The sequence below is a fragment of the Lacticaseibacillus rhamnosus genome, from assembly GCF_900636965.1.
In the GTDB taxonomy this organism is placed as follows: Bacteria; Bacillota; Bacilli; order Lactobacillales; family Lactobacillaceae; genus Lacticaseibacillus; species Lacticaseibacillus rhamnosus.
Window position 1 is genome coordinate 1,383,668 of the sequence record NZ_LR134331.1, and the last position, 16,925, is coordinate 1,400,592.

Below are 16,925 nucleotides of genomic sequence, written 5' to 3' on the forward strand. Positions count from 1 at the left end.
ATAATTGCAAGGAGCGATTTCATTTATGAAAAAAACCAAGATCGTCAGCACACTTGGACCTGCAAGTAACACCACTGATATCATCGTTAAGTTGATTGAAGCGGGTGCCAACGTTTTCCGTTTCAACTTCTCACATGGTGATCATGAAGAGCATTTGGCACGGATGAACATGGTTCACGAAGCTGAAAAGATCACGGGCAAAACCGTTGGTATCATGCTTGATACAAAGGGTGCCGAAATTCGGACGACTGTTGAGGATACCCCTAATGGCAAGATTGAATTCCATACGGGCGATAAGGTTCGTATCTCCATGGATGCAAGCCTGAAGGGTACTAAGGAAAAGGTTGCCGTTACTTATCCTGGTCTTTATGATGATACCCATGTTGGTGGCCACGTTTTGTTCGATGATGGCTTGATCGACATGAAGATCACCGAAAAAGATGAGAAGAACCGCGAACTTGTCACCGTTGTTCAAAATGACGGTGTTCTTGGTGGCAAGAAAGGGGTCAACGCACCTGGTGTTGCGATCAACTTGCCAGGTATCACAGAGAAGGATTCCAACGATATTCGTTTTGGTCTGGACAATGGCATTAACTTTATTGCTGCATCCTTCGTTCGTAAGCCTCAAGATGTTTTGGACATTCGTGAACTCCTTGAAGAAAAGAACGCACTTAATGTCCAAATCTTCCCTAAGATCGAATCTCAAGAAGGTATCGACAATATCGATGACATCTTGAAAGTGTCTGACGGTTTGATGGTTGCTCGTGGCGACATGGGTGTTGAAATTCCATTTGAACATGTTCCGATCGTTCAAAAGCGCTTGATCAAGAAGTGCAACGCTTTGGGCAAACCGGTTATTACCGCTACTCAGATGTTGGATTCCATGCAGGAAAACCCACGTCCTACCCGTGCCGAAGTTAATGACGTTGCTAACGCTGTCTTTGATGGCACCGATGCAACCATGCTTTCCGGTGAATCTGCTAATGGTGAATATCCAGTTGAATCTGTTGCTGCAATGGCACGGATTGATGAATACACCGAAGCAGCCATGCAGGATCAGGATGCTTTTGCATTGAAGGAATACAGTAACAAGAACATTACCGAAGCAGTGGGTCAGAGTGTTGCACACACGGCTCGTAACCTTGGTGTTAAGACCATTGTTGCTGCTACTGAATCTGGCTACACCGCACGGATGATCTCCAAGTATCGTCCTAAGGCTGATATTCTTGCGATTACCTTCAGTGAAAAGACTCAGCGTGGTTTGATGGTCAACTGGGGTGTTTATCCTATTGTTGCCGACAAGCCGGCCAACACTGATGCAATGTTTGACTTGGCTACCAAGAAGGCTCAAGATCTTGGCTTTGCTAAGGAAGGCGACTTGATTCTGATTACAGCCGGTGTTCCAGTTGGTGAATCAGGTACGACTAATGTCATGAAGGTTCAACTGATCGGTTCCAAGCTGGTTCAAGGCTCTGGTGTCGGTGATGAATCTACAATCGGTAAAGCTGTCATTGCAAGCAACGCTCAGGAAGCCGCTGCCAAGATGCAAAAAGGCGACATTCTGGTTGTTAAGACAACTGACAAAGATTACCTGCCAGCAATCGAAAAGGCCGCTGCCTTGGTTGTTGAAACAGGCGGCTTGACCAGTCACGCTGCTGTTGTCGGCATCGCGATGGGTATTCCGGTTGTCGTTGGTGCTGAAAATGCTACCAGCGTTATCTCTGATGGTCAGATTATCACCGTTGATTCACGTCGCGGGATTGTCTACAAGGGTGCTACTAACGCACTTTAATCATCATCAGTTTAACAACGATTTTTCTGAAACTCCTGAGGAAACTCGGGAGTTTTTTATTATATCGGCTAGATAACCCGCTAACCTGAGTGCGAGTGGTTAAAATCGCTTAACAGGCTCGTCAGTGTGGTTGGGATAGCATATAATAAGACCCAGCGTGCTTGATCGGATAAAAATATAATTTCAGCCGATGAAGGAAGTCGGTAAACGATTGGAGGAAGATAGCCATGGAAAGTTGGCTGTTTTTACTAGCGATTCTTGCTATTGCACTCATTGGTAAAAATAAAAGCCTCGTTATCGGTGTGGCCGTTGTCATGGTGTTAAAATTAATTCCGCAAACGCAACATTTACTCAAGTTATTGCAAAGTCAGGGGATCAATTGGGGCGTGACGGTTATTTCGGCCGCAATCATGGTACCCATCGCAACCGGTGAAATTGACTTTAAGGAACTACTGCATGTCATTAAAAGTCCTGCAGGGTGGATTGCAATTGGCTGTGGGGTATTGGTGGCGGTATTGTCTGCCAAAGGTGTCGGCTTGTTGGCGGTAAGTCCGGAGATGACGGTTGCTTTGGTTTTTGGTACGATTCTGGGAGTTGTTTTCTTAAAAGGGATTGCCGCCGGTCCGGTGATTGCAAGTGGTATGACCTATGTAATTTTAACCGTTTTTAATCTCTTACCGGGTCGTTAAGACGGTGTTGTTGACATGTGAAGGAGCAATAAGATGAAATTTAATGGTCAAGTCGTCACCGCACAAGTGATGGATCACAATGAAAAAGAAGTGTTTGCCCAATATGAGGGTGTAACTTTAGCAATCGACCGGCTTGAACTGCCGACGCTACCAGAAATCGGTAGTCAACTTAAAGGCCTTGCGTATGAAAATAAACATGGTCAGGCACGATTGACGACCAAGCTGCCTAAGGTGGGTCGCGATCACTACGCTTTTGCTCCGGTTGTTGAAGTTCGCCGAGATTTAGGCGTCTTTGTCGATATCGGGTTACCGGATAAGGATATCGTGGTTAGTGAAGATCAGCTGCCGGAATTAAGTCGTTTATGGCCTCAGCGCGGCGATCGTCTCATGATCGCGCTGACAATTGATAAGAAGGATCGGTTGTGGGGGAACCTAGCTGATGAAACGATTATTCGTGCCGTTGCCAATCGTGCGAAACCGGACCAAATGAATGCTGATGTCACGGCAACTGCCTATCGTTTGAAAATGGCAGGAACCCGGGTATTGACAGATGACTTTTATCTTGGTTTTATTCATCCAAGTGAGCGCGATGTTGAACCACGGCTAGGACAGGTCCTGCATGCCCGCGTCATTGGCGTGAGTGACCAAGGCGAATTGAACCTGTCATTAAAGCCGCGTGCTTATCAAGCGATTGGTGACGATGCTGCTATGATTCTAGCCGTTTTGCAACATGATCCGGCAGGCAAGATTGCCTATACCGATAAAAGTGATCCAGCTGTCATCAAGCAGGTTTTCGGCATCAGCAAAGGCGCATTTAAGCGAGCACTAGGTCATTTACTGAAGGCGGGCTTGATCAAAGAAGAAGCCGGTTACACGGTTTTATTAGATTCGAATAGTCAACCATCTCAGGAGGCATAGTATGCATGGGTTGATTGCTGATTTTATTCATTATCTGGATGTTGAGCGCGGGCTGGCCCGAACAACGCAGGTCAGCTATCAGCAGGATTTAACCACCTTTATGGCTTGGTTAAGCGACCAAAAGCAAACAACTTTTCCCGAAGATTTTGGGGTTATTCAGGCGTTCTTAAAGCATCAAAATGATACCAAAGCGCCTGCATCAGTCAGTCGAATGATTTCGGCGTTACGCAAGTTTTACCGGTTCTTGTTACGCGAAGGCGCCATTAAGTCTGACCCGATGACCAAAATCGATACCCCTAAAAAAGCACAACATTTACCGGCCACATTATCAGGGACGGAAATTGATGCTTTGATGGCAAAGCCGGATACCACTAAGCCGTTGGGATTGCGTGATCGCGCTATTTTTGAGCTGATGTATGCGACTGGCTTGCGGGTATCGGAAGTTGTCGGATTGCGATTGGATCAGTTACATTTAGCAATGAACTTGCTTCAGGTTACCGGAAAAGGCGATAAGGAGCGACTGGTTCCAATCAGTCCCCAAGCAGCCGATTGGGTTAACCGGTATTTGCAGGAATCCCGTCCGCGTTTGATCAAACACCAGCAACCCAAGGCAGTGTTCGTCAACTTTCATGGTCATGCGCTCACCCGTCAAGCAATTTGGAAGAATCTGAAAGCCTATATTGCAAGTGTTGGCATTGAAAAGGATGTAACACCGCATACGTTACGGCACAGTTTTGCCACGCGTCTGTTGGAAAATGGCGCCGATTTACGGGTGGTTCAGGAGTTACTGGGGCATAGTGATATTAGTACCACCCAAATCTATACACATCTGAGTAATCAGCATCTAGTGGCGGTTTATCATAAAACCCATCCTCGTGGCTAACCGTAACCGACAGCCGTTGAGACGTTACGGGCCAGACCTTTTGTTGCTTTGCGGAAGGTGACTAAAGTTTAAATCTAAGCACAACGGCAGATAGCCAACCGCTATTCCCATGGCATAGTCCAATTTAGTTCACATTGCCCCGGTCTCGTTTCTATGATAGAGTGTCTGGAGAGTATCTTTTGGAGGCAAATATGCTGGTTAAATATAAAAACGACTATGAGAAAATCGCGATGGGACTTTTATCCTTTATCCCGGATCTCAAAGATGTCGGGCATCTGAAGACTGAACTTAAGATGTACACTGAAGATGATTCCCATGCGTTGTATTTGTATAAACATCATCATGATTTTGTCGGTGTGGTCGGTGTTGAATTAAGTGCCGATTTTGTTTTGGTGCGGCACTTGAGCTTCTCGCCAAACTTCCGTGATGAGGCCACCGCATTTGCCGCATTGGCAGAATTAACAAAGCTTTTTCCAGATAAGAAACTGATGGGTGCATTGGAACACGCATCGTTGATAGCTGCTTTTAACAAGTTTCGAAAAGAGGATGACCATGGCACTGACACTCGTGCTGAATGATTTCTCCGGGCCGTTGGACTTGCTTTGGCATTTGATTCGGACTAACGAAGTCGATATTTATGATATTCCAATCGCCGAGATCACCACCCAGTACCTTGACTACCTGCACCAAATGCAGGATTTAGCACTGGACGTGGCCGGCGATTATTTTGTCATGGCCGCTAATTTGATGGTCTTAAAAAGCCGGCTATTGTTGCCACAACCGGAACCGGAAACAACCGCGCCGGATGAGCCGACTGATCCGCGAGCTGACTTAGTGGCGCAGTTGTTGACTTATCAGGTGTATCAGGAAGCGGCAAAGGATTTAAAGCAACGTGAAGCCAAGCGTGCCCAGGCTTTTGCCAAGCCAACAACTTTGCCGGATGAAAAGATGGCGGTTCCGCTTGCTCCAGGAACGGTCAAACTAATTGATCTTCAAGCGGCGATGGCGCGGGTCATGAAGGCCCAACAGGCGGCGCGGCAAACGATTGCCCACATCGAAACGGAACCGGTCTCGGTAGAAAAACGCATCGGCGAAGTTTTGCGTGCCTTGCAACAAGATGGTCAATGTTTATTTGCGGATTTATTAGCAGTCAACTCGGTGGAACAGGTCGTGACGACTTTTTTGGCCTTGTTGGAACTGATGAAGAATGATCAGGTGATTTGTGAACAAGATGCGCCATTTGATCCGATCACGGTGACATTGAAGGAGGCTGCTTGATGGAGCCGGTATTAGAGGCAATCTTATATACGGCTGGTGAAAGCGGTGTGACGCTTGGTGAACTTGCCAGTATCTTGGAAATCAGTGAAAGTGCCATGCGCCAACAACTGGAGGCATATCAACAACGATTGGCCGCAGACGACCAGCGCGGATTACAAGTACAACAGTTTGCCGATCGGTATTACCTACTGACCAAACCGGCCTTTGTATCCGCGATTAAAAAATATTTTGCGGGGCCACCCGCTGCCGGTCTATCCCAGGCAGCATTGGAGGTGTTGGCCATTATTGCGTATCAGCAACCGATTACCCGGATAGAAATCGATGAAATTCGCGGCGTTCAGAGCTCCGGTGCGCTTACAACCTTAGCATCGCGACAACTGATTAAAGAAGCAGGGCGCAAAGAAGCACCGGGGCGTCCGATTCTATATGCCACCACCCAGTTTTTCCTGGATTATTTTGGCCTCAATCAATTGGCCGACTTGCCGCCACTAGCCGATGCACCTGAGGATACAGGAGAAGTCGATCTCTTTACGGCATTTCGCGATGATGATCAGTCACAAACGGCTGAAGATGATAAGAAAATGGAGCAAAACCAACAACATGACAACCAAAAATGAACGACTGCAAAAAGTCATTGCCAACGCCGGTATTGCATCACGGCGACATGCAGAAACACTCATCGCATCTGGCCACGTTAAAGTTAACGGTCACGTTACGACAGAAATGGGCATCAAGATCGGACCGCATGATACCGTTGAAGTAGATGGGGTGCCAATCGGGAAGGAAGCCAAGCGCTATTTCCTGTTCTATAAACCACGTGGCGTTATTAGTGCTGTCGAAGATAATAAAGGGCGCAAAGTTGTGACTGATTATTTCGAGGACGTTCAGGAACGTCTTTATCCAGTAGGCCGACTGGATTACGATACGAGCGGTTTGCTAGTCATGACCAATGATGGCGAATTGGCCAACCATCTCATGCATCCGCGCTATGCCCTGGAAAAGAAATATGTTGCCAAGGTTGAAGGAATCCCTAACCGACCGGCGCTAGCACCACTTAAGACCGGTGTTTCAATTGATGGTAAAATGACGGCACCGGCAAAGGTCGAAATTTTATCAACTGATAAGGCTAAGAAAACCGCAATTGTGGCCTTAACCATTCACCAAGGTATGAATCATCAGGTAAAAAAGATGTTTAAAGCAGTTGGTTTTCCAGTGATCAAACTTTCTCGTGAAGCGTATGGTAATCTGACCTTGGCCGGATTGCAGCCAGGGGAACACCGGCCAATCAAACCTCAGGAGCTTCATGATCTCCGCCAATTAACCGGTGAGCAAGAAGAAGCACATTAATTGTTAACGCATTCAAGGTAAATGCTTGAATTTGTGAGGGTTGTTTGCTACAGTGTGATTGTAATTAAATAATTTGGTTCGTCTTCAGGGCAGGGTGCAATTCCCGACCGGCGGTATAAAGTCCGCGACCCGCTTTTTGCGGTGGAACCGGTGTGATTCCGGTACCGATAGTGATAGTCTAGATGGAAGAAGATGGGGCTTTTTTGAATCTGTATTCAATCAAAGACCTATTCCCCCCTGAAGGAGGAATAGGTCTTTTTAAGTTCCGGAAGACGGCCTCACGGAGGTAATGTTTTATGGCAAGTCGTTCTAAGGTTCATCGTTTGGTGGGCATTGCGCTTTTGGCGGCAATCGGGTATGTGCTGATGATGTTTTCATTCCCGATTATTCCGGCCTTTCCCTTTTTAAAGTTGGATTTGTCTGACTTGGTTGTTCTTTTAGGGGGATTGCTTTATGTTCCTGTTGGCGGGATTGCTGTTGCGTTTGTTCGGAGCTTGGTTCACTTCGCTTTAACTGGCGGTGGTGTTGTTAACCTGATTGGTGATTTGGCCGCCTTTATTGCCAGTGTCGGCTTCTTGTTACCGGTCGTTTATACGATTCGCGGTAAGCATCGGATTTGGCGGCAGATTGAAGGGCTGGTTTTAGGGACCTTGAGTTTGACAGTTGTGATGAGCGTGCTGAACTGGCTGGTGATCACCCCGATGTATATGGCTGTCTTCAATTTCAATTTAGGGATGTCTTTGACTAAATATGTTCTAATTGGGGTTGTGCCATTTAACTTAATCAAAGGCGTCGTCATTTCAGTTGCCTTCTTTGCAATTGCAAAGGCACTGGCTCCATGGTTAGCACGTCAGGAAATGCAAATGAGCCATTAAAAGCTGTTCCGGTTTTCATTTGACTGATCGGTTCACTTAGACAAGCAAAAAGCATCCAACTTGCGCGGATGCTTTTTGTTTGCCTGAAAATGTTAGCGACATAAACGTTAACAGGAATCAATGCGTAATTTATCGATAGCGGTCTAATTTGGCTGTCCGGTTACGCTTGATTATTCCGCTTTTGTTGGCGTAAACGGAGCCGTGTTAAACGGGTGGTCACTGCGTTTGATGGCATGTGTCGGGCAACGCTGATACGCAAGCCGAAAATCAATTTTTGCATGATCATCCAGGGGTTTTGTGCCTGTGTTGCGATCAGGCTTATAATAAGCAATACCGGCTTCGTCATAGTCAAACAAGGCTGGTGCCAACATTTGACACAATCCACAAGCAATGCATTCGGGACGTTCCACTCTGCCATATAATGCCATGTTGATAGAGGACTCCTTTATAATTTTCAGTTTAACCACACCCAAGTATACAATAATCAATGAAAAAGAGGTGATTGGCTTGTTGACAGACTTGGCCATTCAATTTTTTGATACCCAGCCACGGCGAGAGCGAGCTGTATTCGGCCTGTTAGCCGGTAAGAAAACCATTTCAAATCTCTATGCCGCTTTAACCCACCAGCAATTGCAATGGCTGCAGCTTTATCCAAGCCTGTCTAAAGAGTTGTTTTTACAGACAGTGGCGCAGTTAAAAATGCATGGTCAGTTAACAACGACAGAAACCGGGTTGGTGTTAACCGCAAAGGGCCAACAGTTTCAGCGTCAAGCGGCAAAGCGGGTGCCATTACCGACCTACTATCAGCCGTGGATGCACCTGTCAAAATTTGCGCCGCGGTTCTTTTTGGCCATTCAGGTTTTGTCAGAAGCCAGTTACCACTCACAGGCATATCGTCCGATTAGTACCGATTGGGCGAATCAGCAAGCGGTTAAACGCTGGTATCGCCAACTGAATATCGAGTCTGCGATTGCTGATCTGATTGCGCTTTTTGAACGGTTGCCGCCGCAGTTAGCCGACATACTTGCGGCTAATCTAATTGGTCACGAGTACGCTGGTCAAGCGCAGCCGCCTACTTTAAGCGCGCGTTTCCGCCGCATTAATGCTTTGGCAGCCTTAGTTAACGAGATTGCGGGAATTAAGGATGAAGGCAATCCGTGGTACGAGTTATGGGGCGGCCCGCAAGATCTGGTGACGCGTCCGGCACGTTATAGTTTACAGCAAGTCCAAGCCGGTGTTGGCTTAAAGGCAATTGCAAGTAAAAGTCACCGTAAACTGAGTACCGTGAAAGAGCATTTGCTGCTGGCGGCTATCATGGGAGAGTCGCTTCCGGTCGAACAATTGATTCCGCAACCGATCCATCAAGCATTGGATCAGATCGATCATTGGCAGGATCATCAAGTCTTATTGGATGCTGTTCCAGCTAGTGACTTCTTTCAGGTACGCTTGTTTCAAATCTTGAAATTGCAAGGGAGATGGTCGCGTGTCGCAACTTGAAACGGCCTTGGCGCAGCATTTTGGCTTTAAACAGTTTCGTCCCGGGCAAAAAGCCATTATCGAATCCGTTCTTAGTGGACGTGACACCTTAGGCATTTTACCCACCGGCAGCGGCAAATCACTTTGCTATCAATTGCCGACCTTAATTAACCATAAACCGACTTTAATTGTCGAACCACTGATTGCATTGATGCATGACCAAGTGGGACGGCTGCAGGCAGCGGGCGAAAAACGCGTTTTGGCATTATCCGGGCAAATTGCGCCGCCTCAGTTTGCTCAGATTTTAGCGTATTTGAACGTTTATCGCTATCTGTTTATTTCGCCTGAAATGCTACAGCGAACCGATGTTATGTCTGCGTTGAAGCAGCTGGACCTTGGGCTGCTGGTAATTGATGAGGCACATTGTATTTCACAGTGGGGACCGGATTTTCGTCCTGCCTATTTACAACTGGGGCGAGTTAGGGCGCAGTTGCACGTGGATGCCGTTTTAGCGTTAACAGCAACTGCACCGAATCAAGTCCGCAGCGATATTTTAAAGCAACTGGCAATGCAAAATCCGAATACAATTGCGGATTCAGTTGATCGGCCTAATATTTTTCTGGGCGTTGAGATGTGTCAAAATGAACAGGAGAAGCATCAGCGCCTAGATCAACTCTTGCAAGCCAATGTCGGACCAACGATTATTTATTGTGCCACTAGGGCAGCAGCGGAAAACTTGGCAACGGTGTTAAAGAACGCGGGATTGAAAGCCGCTTTTTACCATGCCGGGTTGGATTCACATCAACGTGATTTGATTCAACGTCAATTTCAATTTGATCAACTGCAAGTCATCTGTGCTACGAGCGCATTTGGTATGGGGATAGATAAGGCTAATGTGCGCTTAGTGGTTCATTTATATGTACCCGAGTCGCTTGAGGCCTATTATCAGGCAATCGGTCGGGCAGGGCGAGACGGCGCCGCGAGTCTGGCTGCAATGATTGTGACGCAAGACGACTTGAACCGAAGCCGGGGACTTGCGGGGATGCTGCCGGATCAAACGATGATCCAGACAGTTTTTGCCCATCCTGATATTTATCGCGATTTCGACGATCCTCAAATAAATCTGATCGAAGCCTATATTGCAGCCGGTTTTTCGCTGGCACAAACGCAACAACAATTGCAGCATCGGCTAGCAGAAAAGCAAACAAGTTTTATGGCCATGGCCGCATTTGTCAATGAATCCGGTTGTCGCCGGGCATGGTTACTCAAGCACTTTGATTCACCGTCCATTTCACATCATGCCTTTTGTTGCGGGCCGGTGACGGCGGAAGTGCTAGAGAAGTTAGAGACAGCGAATGTATCGGCACAGCTTCCGCCTAAGCACTGGCAGGCAGTTTTTAGGCAAATCTTTAGATAAGCGGCGTCTTGATCCGGTTCAATATGATACAATAAATCCATGTAGTGAGGAGGATCGTGATGGCGGAAAAAGATAAAAACCAACATGATAACGCGGATCAAGAACAACATCAGGGTGAGGATGCCAATAAGCCTTGGGAAACCCTTTTCGATGACGACCGTGACGATCAGGGCAATTTAAGCCGAGTCGCCACCCGTAAGAAGCGGCAAGGTAGTTCGAAGCTGACTTGGATATTGGCTATTTTGCTGATACTGGCAGTTTTAGCACCGATTATTTATTATAAAGTCATGGATAATCAAGGAAGCAGCGGTGGCAACCTGTCAAATGACAAGGTTGTGATTCAAAGCGCCAAAAAGACCAGTCATTCATCCAAGACCAAGAAATCCGCCAAGTCTTCCAAAACGTCTAAGACTTCTAAGACTTCTGCAAAGGAAGCCTCAAGTAGCCAACAGGCAACATCTGCGCAAGCGAGCTCACAGGTTAGTCAAGCACCCAGCGCCTCCCAAAACCAGGAGCAGGCAAGCGCGTCAGCAGCACCAAGTCAGGCCAGTACGGCTGGCAACTCCTATACGGTCAAGTCAGGCGACAATCTTTATCGGATTGCGGTTAACCACAACATGACGTTGGACGAGTTGTTACAGTTAAACGGTCTTAGTGCCAACTCCGGAATCACACCGGGAACCGTTTTAAAAGTGAAATAATAGTGACACGGCCCTGTTCGGATGGTTAAATCGATGAACGGGGTTGTGTGTTGTGGAGGAAGTTCATGCAGATTGCGATTGACGGCCCTGCAAGTGCCGGCAAAAGTACGATCGCGAAACTTGTGGCAAAAAAATTAGGTTATATTTATTGCGATACTGGTGCGATGTATCGGACTGTTACTTATATGGCGCTTAAAGATCAGTTGCCATTGGATGATGAAACGACCATTTTACAGCATTTGAGTCAGCTGCAGATCCGGTTTGCGCCTGGCGATCCAGAACAACGTGTTTTTATGAATGATGAAGATGTGACGTTGGCAATTCGTGAACCGGACGTGACAAATAATGTTTCTCAAGTTGCTGCTTTGCCAGGTGTCCGAACTGAATTGGTTGAGCGGCAGCGGGATATTGCTGCAAAACATGATATTGTGATGGATGGCCGCGATATTGGAACAACCGTCTTACCGCATGCGGCACTGAAAATCTTTATGGTAGCTTCGGTGTCGGAACGCGCAAACCGCCGCTACAAGGAAAACGTTCAAAAGGGAATTAAAACGCCACTTGCCACGCTGGAAGCGGAAATTGCTGAGCGTGACCGCAAAGATTCCCAGCGGAAGGTTTCACCGTTACGTCAAGCTGCCGATGCCATTCGTATCGACACAACGAGTATGACAATTGAAGAAGTTGTCGCGAAGATATTAGCATTGGTTGCAGAAAAGAAGCAGGCAGATTGACCAGAGCAAAATAAGCGCTGGTAATTTGATTCGTTTTCAAGTACAATAGATCCAGTATACAGCTGCATAGGAGGATTTTTTGGCATGAGTGATAATAACGTTAATGAGAACACCGAAACAATGGCGGACGCCCTTAAGAGTGTCACCACAGTAAAGATTGGTGACACTGTTAAAGCAGATGTCCTTGCTGTTGAAGATAAACAATTGATCGTTGGGATCGAAGGAACAGGCGTTGAAGGCGTGGTCCCGATCAAGGAGTTATCAACTCAGCCAATCGATGACATTCACGATGTTGCCAAAGTTGGCGACAAACTTGATTTAGTTGTGCTTTCAACGGTTGGCAAAGATAAAGAAAATGGTCAGTTCCTACTGTCCAAGCGCCGTCTGGAAGCACAGAAGGTTTGGAAAGAAATCCAAGCTAAATACGAAGCCGGCGAAACCATTACCGCACCGGTTACCAGTGTGGTTAAAGGTGGTTTGGTTGTTAACGCAGGTGTCCGTGGATTCGTTCCGGCATCCATGGTTGAAGATCACTTCGTTGAAGATCTCAATCAATACAAGGGCAAAGAGCTCGAATTTAAGATTATTGAAATTGAACCTAGTGAGAACCGTTTGATTCTTTCTCATCGGGCAATTGTTGAAGCAAGCAAAGCCGAAGCACGCAAAGAAATCTTTGCAAAAATTCAGCCTGGTGATGTTGTTGAAGGCAAGGTTGCTCGTTTGACCAACTTTGGTGCCTTTGTTGATCTTGGCGGTGTTGATGGTTTGGTTCATGTTTCTGAAATTTCATTTGACCATGTTGATAAGCCAAGTGATGTTTTGAAAGTGGGACAAGAGATTAAGGTTAAGGTTTTGAATGTTGATCCTGACCGTAACCGTATTTCCCTTTCGATCAAGGCAACCTTGCCACAACCATGGGATGACATCGAAGAAAAAGCGCCTGCTGGCTCGGTTTTGACCGGTACCGTTAAGCGTTTGACAACTTTTGGTGCTTTTGTCGAAGTATTCCCTGGGGTTGAAGGACTCGTTCATATTTCCCAGATTTCCCATGAACATGTTGCGACCCCGGCAGATGTTTTGAAAGAAGGCCAAGAAGTTAAGGTCAAGGTGCTTTCGGTTGATCCGGATGCTCATCGTCTGGCATTGTCCATCAAAGCCTTGCAGGATCGTCCAGCTGGTTCCAGCGATGCGTCCGAGGGTCACGAAGGCGGCAATAACGGCAATCAGGAACGTCGGCGTTCATCACGTCCTCGTCGTGGTAACGATCGCCATCAGTCAAGCTCGATCCCTGCTGAATATCAGCAAGATGATTCTGGCTTCTCACTCGGCGATATCCTTGGCGATGCGTTGAAAGATGCCGCTAAAGGTAACGATGATCAGGATGATAACAAGTAATTTTACCATCCGTTAAAAAGTTGAGCCTTGGCTCAACTTTTTTTATGCTAACGCTGCTGTTTATAATTTATATACTGGCAGTGAGTGAACTAGATCATGTTAAGCTACTAAAAACAAACTTGGTTAAAGAAAGGAGGCCGTGATATATGGTCTTACCAACACTTGCCATTGTCGGACGTCCCAATGTCGGTAAATCGACAATTTTTAATCGAATTCTTGGTGAACGGGTCTCAATTGTTGAAGATACTCCCGGCGTCACGCGTGACCGAATTTATGGCAAAAGCGAATGGCTAGGAAAGGAATTTGCGGTGATTGATACTGGTGGTATTGATCTCGGTGATGAACCTTTTTTAGCGCAAATCAAAGATCAAGCAGAAATTGCGATTGACGAAGCCGATGTCATTTTATTTTTGACCAGTATTGAAGCAGGCGTGACTGACGCAGATGAACGGGTTGCCCAGATTCTTTATCGGGCCAATAAGCCGGTCGTTTTAGCCGTGAACAAGGTTGATAACCCTGAACGCCGCCAAGACATTTATGATTTTTATTCCTTGGGTTTTGGCGAGCCGCTACCGCTTTCAGGTACGCATGGTATTGGCTTAGGTGATGTTTTGGATGCCGTGCTAGCTGCATTTCCTAATGAAGCCAGTGCGGACGAGGATGATTCAATCAAATTCAGTTTGATTGGCCGGCCCAACGTCGGAAAGTCCTCGTTGGTAAATGCGATTCTGGGAGAAAATCGGGTTATTGTCAGCCCGATCGAAGGAACGACACGAGATGCCATTGATACTAAATTCGAAGCTGACGGTGAAACTTTTACGATGATTGATACTGCCGGCATTCGTAAGCGTGGCAAGGTGTACGAAAATACCGAAAAATACGCGGTGATGCGCGCGTTACGGGCCATTGATCGTTCGGATGTGGTGTTATTCGTGATCAATGCAGAAGAAGGCATTCGGGAACAGGATAAAAAAGTGGCCGGTTATGCCCATGAAGCCGGGCGCGGCATTATTATTGTCGTCAATAAGTGGGACACACTTGAAAAAGATAATCGCACCATGAAAGACTTTGAGAACTTAATTCGTCAGGAGTTCCAATATCTAGACTACGCCCCGATTATTTTTGTTTCTGCGAAGACACATCAGCGTTTACAGAGTCTTCCGGCCATGATTGTCGAGGTTTCAGAAAATCAAACCCGGCGAATTCAAAGCAGTGTCTTAAATGATGTCTTAATGGATGCCATTACTGTTACCCCAACACCGACAGTCAATGGGAAGCGTTTGCGTATTTATTATATGACGCAAGTGGCTGTCAAACCGCCTACATTCGTGGTTTTTGTGAATGATCCCGATTTATTGCATTTTTCTTATGAGCGTTTCCTCATAAACCAGTTACGGCAGGCATTTGACTTTTCCGGCACGCCGATTCATGTTATTGCGCGTAAACGTAAATAAATTTGACAATTTCTGACAATGACTTTTCATTTAATAAATCGTGATTTTCGATAAAGGTTTCAAGGATCTCAGCCAAAAAGTTTGGCAAAAACCTTGTCACAACGGGCTTGCTATGCTATGTTTAAACCTGAAATGATGATACATAATTATCATTGTTTCTTCATTCCTGAGCGGTCAGGAATGAGCATGTTTAGATGTTCACGCATCTAATCAATTATGGAGGTGAAATATTCATGGCAAACAAAGCAGAATTGATCGAAAGTGTTGCAAGTGCAACCGGTTTGACCAAGAAGGATGCAACCGCAGCTGTTGATGCAGTTTTCGGCTCTATCCAGGATTCCCTTTCAAAGGGTGACAAGGTTCAATTAATCGGCTTTGGTAACTTCGAAGTTCGTGAGCGCGCTGCTCGTAAGGGTCGCAACCCACAAACTGGTGCAGAGATCAAGATCCCAGCATCCAAGGTACCAGCATTCAAGCCTGGTAAAGCACTTAAGGATGCCGTTAAATAAACGGTTTTCTGAGGCAACAATGAAGTAACACCAAAAACCGAGTCTTAACGGACTCGGTTTTTGCGCGTTTTGGCGAAAGCCGTGTCCGGTGATGGTCATCAGGAGCATTCAAAATCGTCAGACGCGTGTTAGACTTACACTAGATAGCGTTTATATTTAATTATTAAGTCACGGAGGCAGCTATGAGTTACGCAAAAAAGATGCTGGATGCACTTGAGGCGGGACAAATGGAAACAGCGCGCCAACTGTTTACGCAGGTTCTGGCGCATGACGATGACGAAACCCAATACAATCTGGCCGAAGAACTTTACGCACTGGGATTCAACGGTCAGGCTAAGCGTTTGTACCAAGGCTTGCTGGGTCGTTATCCGGAGCAAGGGGATTTAGCGACCGCCTTGGCTGATATCGCGGTTTCTGACGGTGATGCCGATGCGGCTTTAAATTATCTCAGTCGGATTCAGCCGGATGATCCTGCCTACGTTCAAAGCCTCATCAGTGCGGCTGATGTTTATCAGTCGTTGGGATTGTATGAGGTTAGTGAGCAAAAACTACTGAAAGCGAAACAATTAGCCCCAAAAGAGCCAGTTGTGACGTTTGCACTTGGCGAATTTTATTTTGACTGGGGGCACTTTGGTCAGGCAATTGCGGCATATAATGAGCTGCTTGCTGCTGGCACGACGGAACTGGCCGGTGTGAATATTGAAGCTCGGCTCGCCGCTAGCTTGGCTCAAACCGGGCAATATGAAGATGCGGTTGCTGCGTATGAAGACGTTGGCGTTGACGCATTGGATCTGAATGGCCGGTTTGAACTAGGTGGTTTGTACCTGCAGCTGCACGATCCGGCTAAGGCTATTGCGAATTTGCAGGCAGTGATTGATACCGATCCGAGTTTTGCCAACGCCTATTTACCCTTAGCAACTGCCTATGAGGCACAGAACCAGCCTGAGAAGGCCCTGGATACGGTTCAAGCCGGGGTTATGGTTGATGATACGAATCCGGATTTGTACGCGTTAGGCGGCAAACTAGCGCTTAGTGAGGACAATCCTGATTTAGCGGAAACATATTTACAAAAAGCTTTGAAGATCGATCCTGAAGATCAAGGCAATATGTTGGCATGGAGTAATTTTCTGGTGCAAGAAGAACGTGATCAGGAGAACATTGATTTTCTTAGTCGCATTGATCAATCCGGTGATGTTGATCCGCAAATCTACTGGAATATGGCCAAAAGCTACGATCGGCTTGATAATGTACAAAAAGCCCGGGAAAATTACCTGTTAGCGTTTAACCGTTTCCAGGATTCGCCGGACTTTCTACATGATTTAATTGATTTCTTCCAGTCAACCGGTGCTCGCACCGAGCTAAAGGCAGCGCTGGTTCGTTATCTTAAACTGGTACCGACTGATGATGAGATGCAAATGCGGTTGGACGATCTTAATGATGAGACGTGATCCGGTCTC

18 protein-coding genes and 1 riboswitch are annotated in these 16,925 nt (G+C 46.6%); of the genes, 17 read left to right on the forward strand and 1 reads right to left on the reverse strand.

Annotated features, from left to right (window positions below; all coding sequences use genetic code 11):
- The first annotated feature begins 25 nt into the window (after positions 1 to 25).
- From pyk to EL173_RS07200, 9 genes are all read left to right on the forward strand, one after another.
- Positions 26 to 1,792: a pyruvate kinase gene (gene pyk, locus EL173_RS07160; protein ID WP_005686460.1), complete on the forward strand. Its 1,767-nt coding sequence runs from the start codon at positions 26 to 28 to the stop codon at positions 1,790 to 1,792.
- Positions 1,793 to 2,019: 227 nt separating this feature from the next.
- Positions 2,020 to 2,481 carry a DUF441 domain-containing protein gene (locus EL173_RS07165; RefSeq protein ID WP_005689265.1) on the forward strand — a complete coding sequence of 154 codons (462 nt, stop codon included), beginning with the start codon at positions 2,020 to 2,022 and terminating at the stop codon, positions 2,479 to 2,481.
- 33 nt (positions 2,482 to 2,514) lie between these two features.
- Positions 2,515 to 3,399, forward strand: coding sequence for a CvfB family protein (locus EL173_RS07170; RefSeq protein ID WP_015764455.1), 885 nt, complete (start codon positions 2,515 to 2,517; stop codon positions 3,397 to 3,399).
- Between the two features lies 1 nt (position 3,400).
- Positions 3,401 to 4,282: a site-specific tyrosine recombinase XerD gene (xerD, locus tag EL173_RS07175; protein ID WP_005686455.1), complete on the forward strand. Its 882-nt coding sequence runs from the start codon at positions 3,401 to 3,403 to the stop codon at positions 4,280 to 4,282.
- Between the two features lie 191 nt (positions 4,283 to 4,473).
- Entirely contained in the window at positions 4,474 to 4,860 is a 387-nt protein-coding gene (locus EL173_RS07180) for a hypothetical protein (RefSeq protein WP_005686453.1), read from the forward strand.
- On the forward strand, positions 4,835 to 5,560 hold the full coding sequence (locus EL173_RS07185) for a segregation and condensation protein A (RefSeq protein WP_005689268.1): 726 nt from the start codon (positions 4,835 to 4,837) through the stop codon (positions 5,558 to 5,560). The genes EL173_RS07180 and EL173_RS07185 overlap by 26 nt, the downstream gene beginning before the upstream one ends.
- Positions 5,560 to 6,177, forward strand: a complete 618-nt coding sequence (gene scpB, locus EL173_RS07190; protein ID WP_005689270.1) for an SMC-Scp complex subunit ScpB — start codon at positions 5,560 to 5,562, stop codon at positions 6,175 to 6,177. The genes EL173_RS07185 and scpB overlap by 1 nt, the downstream gene beginning before the upstream one ends.
- Entirely contained in the window at positions 6,161 to 6,907 is a 747-nt protein-coding gene (locus EL173_RS07195; RefSeq protein ID WP_005686446.1) for a pseudouridine synthase, read from the forward strand. The genes scpB and EL173_RS07195 overlap by 17 nt, the downstream gene beginning before the upstream one ends.
- 76 nt (positions 6,908 to 6,983) lie before the next feature.
- Positions 6,984 to 7,105: riboswitch (FMN riboswitch) on the forward strand.
- Positions 7,106 to 7,203: 98 nt separating this feature from the next.
- Complete coding sequence (locus tag EL173_RS07200; RefSeq protein ID WP_019728301.1) at positions 7,204 to 7,782, forward strand: ECF transporter S component; 579 nt, start codon at positions 7,204 to 7,206, stop codon at positions 7,780 to 7,782.
- Between the two features lie 170 nt (positions 7,783 to 7,952).
- On the opposite strand, the gene EL173_RS07205 is transcribed toward EL173_RS07200, so the two are convergent.
- Positions 7,953 to 8,210 carry a ferredoxin gene (locus EL173_RS07205; protein WP_005689273.1) on the reverse strand — a complete coding sequence of 86 codons (258 nt, stop codon included), beginning with the start codon at positions 8,208 to 8,210 and terminating at the stop codon, positions 7,953 to 7,955.
- A gap of 79 nt (positions 8,211 to 8,289) precedes the next feature.
- On the opposite strand from EL173_RS07205, the gene EL173_RS07210 reads away from it, so the two are divergent.
- The 8 genes from EL173_RS07210 to EL173_RS07245 all read left to right on the forward strand — a co-directional run bounded on the left by EL173_RS07210 (position 8,290) and on the right by EL173_RS07245 (position 16,916).
- Positions 8,290 to 9,279: a YpbB family protein gene (locus EL173_RS07210; RefSeq protein WP_014571321.1), complete on the forward strand. Its 990-nt coding sequence runs from the start codon at positions 8,290 to 8,292 to the stop codon at positions 9,277 to 9,279.
- The gene (locus EL173_RS07215; protein WP_005689276.1) at positions 9,266 to 10,675 is read left to right on the forward strand and encodes a RecQ family ATP-dependent DNA helicase; all 1,410 of its coding nucleotides are present in this window, start codon (positions 9,266 to 9,268) and stop codon (positions 10,673 to 10,675) included. Before EL173_RS07210 ends, EL173_RS07215 begins: the two co-directional genes overlap by 14 nt.
- 59 nt (positions 10,676 to 10,734) lie before the next feature.
- Positions 10,735 to 11,376 carry a LysM peptidoglycan-binding domain-containing protein gene (locus tag EL173_RS07220; protein ID WP_005689277.1) on the forward strand — a complete coding sequence of 214 codons (642 nt, stop codon included), beginning with the start codon at positions 10,735 to 10,737 and terminating at the stop codon, positions 11,374 to 11,376.
- Between the two features lie 65 nt (positions 11,377 to 11,441).
- The gene (gene cmk, locus EL173_RS07225; RefSeq protein WP_005689279.1) at positions 11,442 to 12,110 is read left to right on the forward strand and encodes a (d)CMP kinase; all 669 of its coding nucleotides are present in this window, start codon (positions 11,442 to 11,444) and stop codon (positions 12,108 to 12,110) included.
- Between the two features lie 84 nt (positions 12,111 to 12,194).
- Entirely contained in the window at positions 12,195 to 13,505 is a 1,311-nt protein-coding gene (gene rpsA, locus EL173_RS07230) for a 30S ribosomal protein S1 (protein WP_005686432.1), read from the forward strand.
- A 146-nt stretch (positions 13,506 to 13,651) separates the two neighbouring features.
- Positions 13,652 to 14,959, forward strand: a complete 1,308-nt coding sequence (der, locus tag EL173_RS07235) for a ribosome biogenesis GTPase Der (protein ID WP_005686431.1) — start codon at positions 13,652 to 13,654, stop codon at positions 14,957 to 14,959.
- 233 nt (positions 14,960 to 15,192) lie between these two features.
- Positions 15,193 to 15,468, forward strand: coding sequence for an HU family DNA-binding protein (locus EL173_RS07240; protein ID WP_005686429.1), 276 nt, complete (start codon positions 15,193 to 15,195; stop codon positions 15,466 to 15,468).
- A gap of 182 nt (positions 15,469 to 15,650) precedes the next feature.
- Complete coding sequence (locus EL173_RS07245; RefSeq protein ID WP_005689283.1) at positions 15,651 to 16,916, forward strand: tetratricopeptide repeat protein; 1,266 nt, start codon at positions 15,651 to 15,653, stop codon at positions 16,914 to 16,916.
- Positions 16,917 to 16,925 lie beyond the last annotated feature (9 nt).

Bases quoted from the DNA above. Each gene is read 5' to 3' on its own strand.
- pyk (WP_005686460.1), top strand. From the start codon at position 26: ATGAAAAAAACCAAGATCGTCAGCACACTTGGACCTGCAAGTAACACC.
- EL173_RS07165 (WP_005689265.1), top strand. From the start codon at position 2,020: ATGGAAAGTTGGCTGTTTTTACTAGCGATTCTTGCTATTGCACTCATT.
- EL173_RS07170 (WP_015764455.1), top strand. From the start codon at position 2,515: ATGAAATTTAATGGTCAAGTCGTCACCGCACAAGTGATGGATCACAAT.
- xerD (WP_005686455.1), top strand. From the start codon at position 3,401: ATGCATGGGTTGATTGCTGATTTTATTCATTATCTGGATGTTGAGCGC.
- EL173_RS07180 (WP_005686453.1), top strand. From the start codon at position 4,474: ATGCTGGTTAAATATAAAAACGACTATGAGAAAATCGCGATGGGACTT.
- EL173_RS07185 (WP_005689268.1), top strand. From the start codon at position 4,835: ATGGCACTGACACTCGTGCTGAATGATTTCTCCGGGCCGTTGGACTTG.
- scpB (WP_005689270.1), top strand. From the start codon at position 5,560: ATGGAGCCGGTATTAGAGGCAATCTTATATACGGCTGGTGAAAGCGGT.
- EL173_RS07195 (WP_005686446.1), top strand. From the start codon at position 6,161: ATGACAACCAAAAATGAACGACTGCAAAAAGTCATTGCCAACGCCGGT.
- EL173_RS07200 (WP_019728301.1), top strand. From the start codon at position 7,204: ATGGCAAGTCGTTCTAAGGTTCATCGTTTGGTGGGCATTGCGCTTTTG.
- EL173_RS07205 (WP_005689273.1), bottom strand. From the start codon at position 8,210: ATGGCATTATATGGCAGAGTGGAACGTCCCGAATGCATTGCTTGTGGA.
- EL173_RS07220 (WP_005689277.1), top strand. From the start codon at position 10,735: ATGGCGGAAAAAGATAAAAACCAACATGATAACGCGGATCAAGAACAA.
- cmk (WP_005689279.1), top strand. From the start codon at position 11,442: ATGCAGATTGCGATTGACGGCCCTGCAAGTGCCGGCAAAAGTACGATC.
- rpsA (WP_005686432.1), top strand. From the start codon at position 12,195: ATGAGTGATAATAACGTTAATGAGAACACCGAAACAATGGCGGACGCC.
- der (WP_005686431.1), top strand. From the start codon at position 13,652: ATGGTCTTACCAACACTTGCCATTGTCGGACGTCCCAATGTCGGTAAA.
- EL173_RS07240 (WP_005686429.1), top strand. From the start codon at position 15,193: ATGGCAAACAAAGCAGAATTGATCGAAAGTGTTGCAAGTGCAACCGGT.
- EL173_RS07245 (WP_005689283.1), top strand. From the start codon at position 15,651: ATGAGTTACGCAAAAAAGATGCTGGATGCACTTGAGGCGGGACAAATG.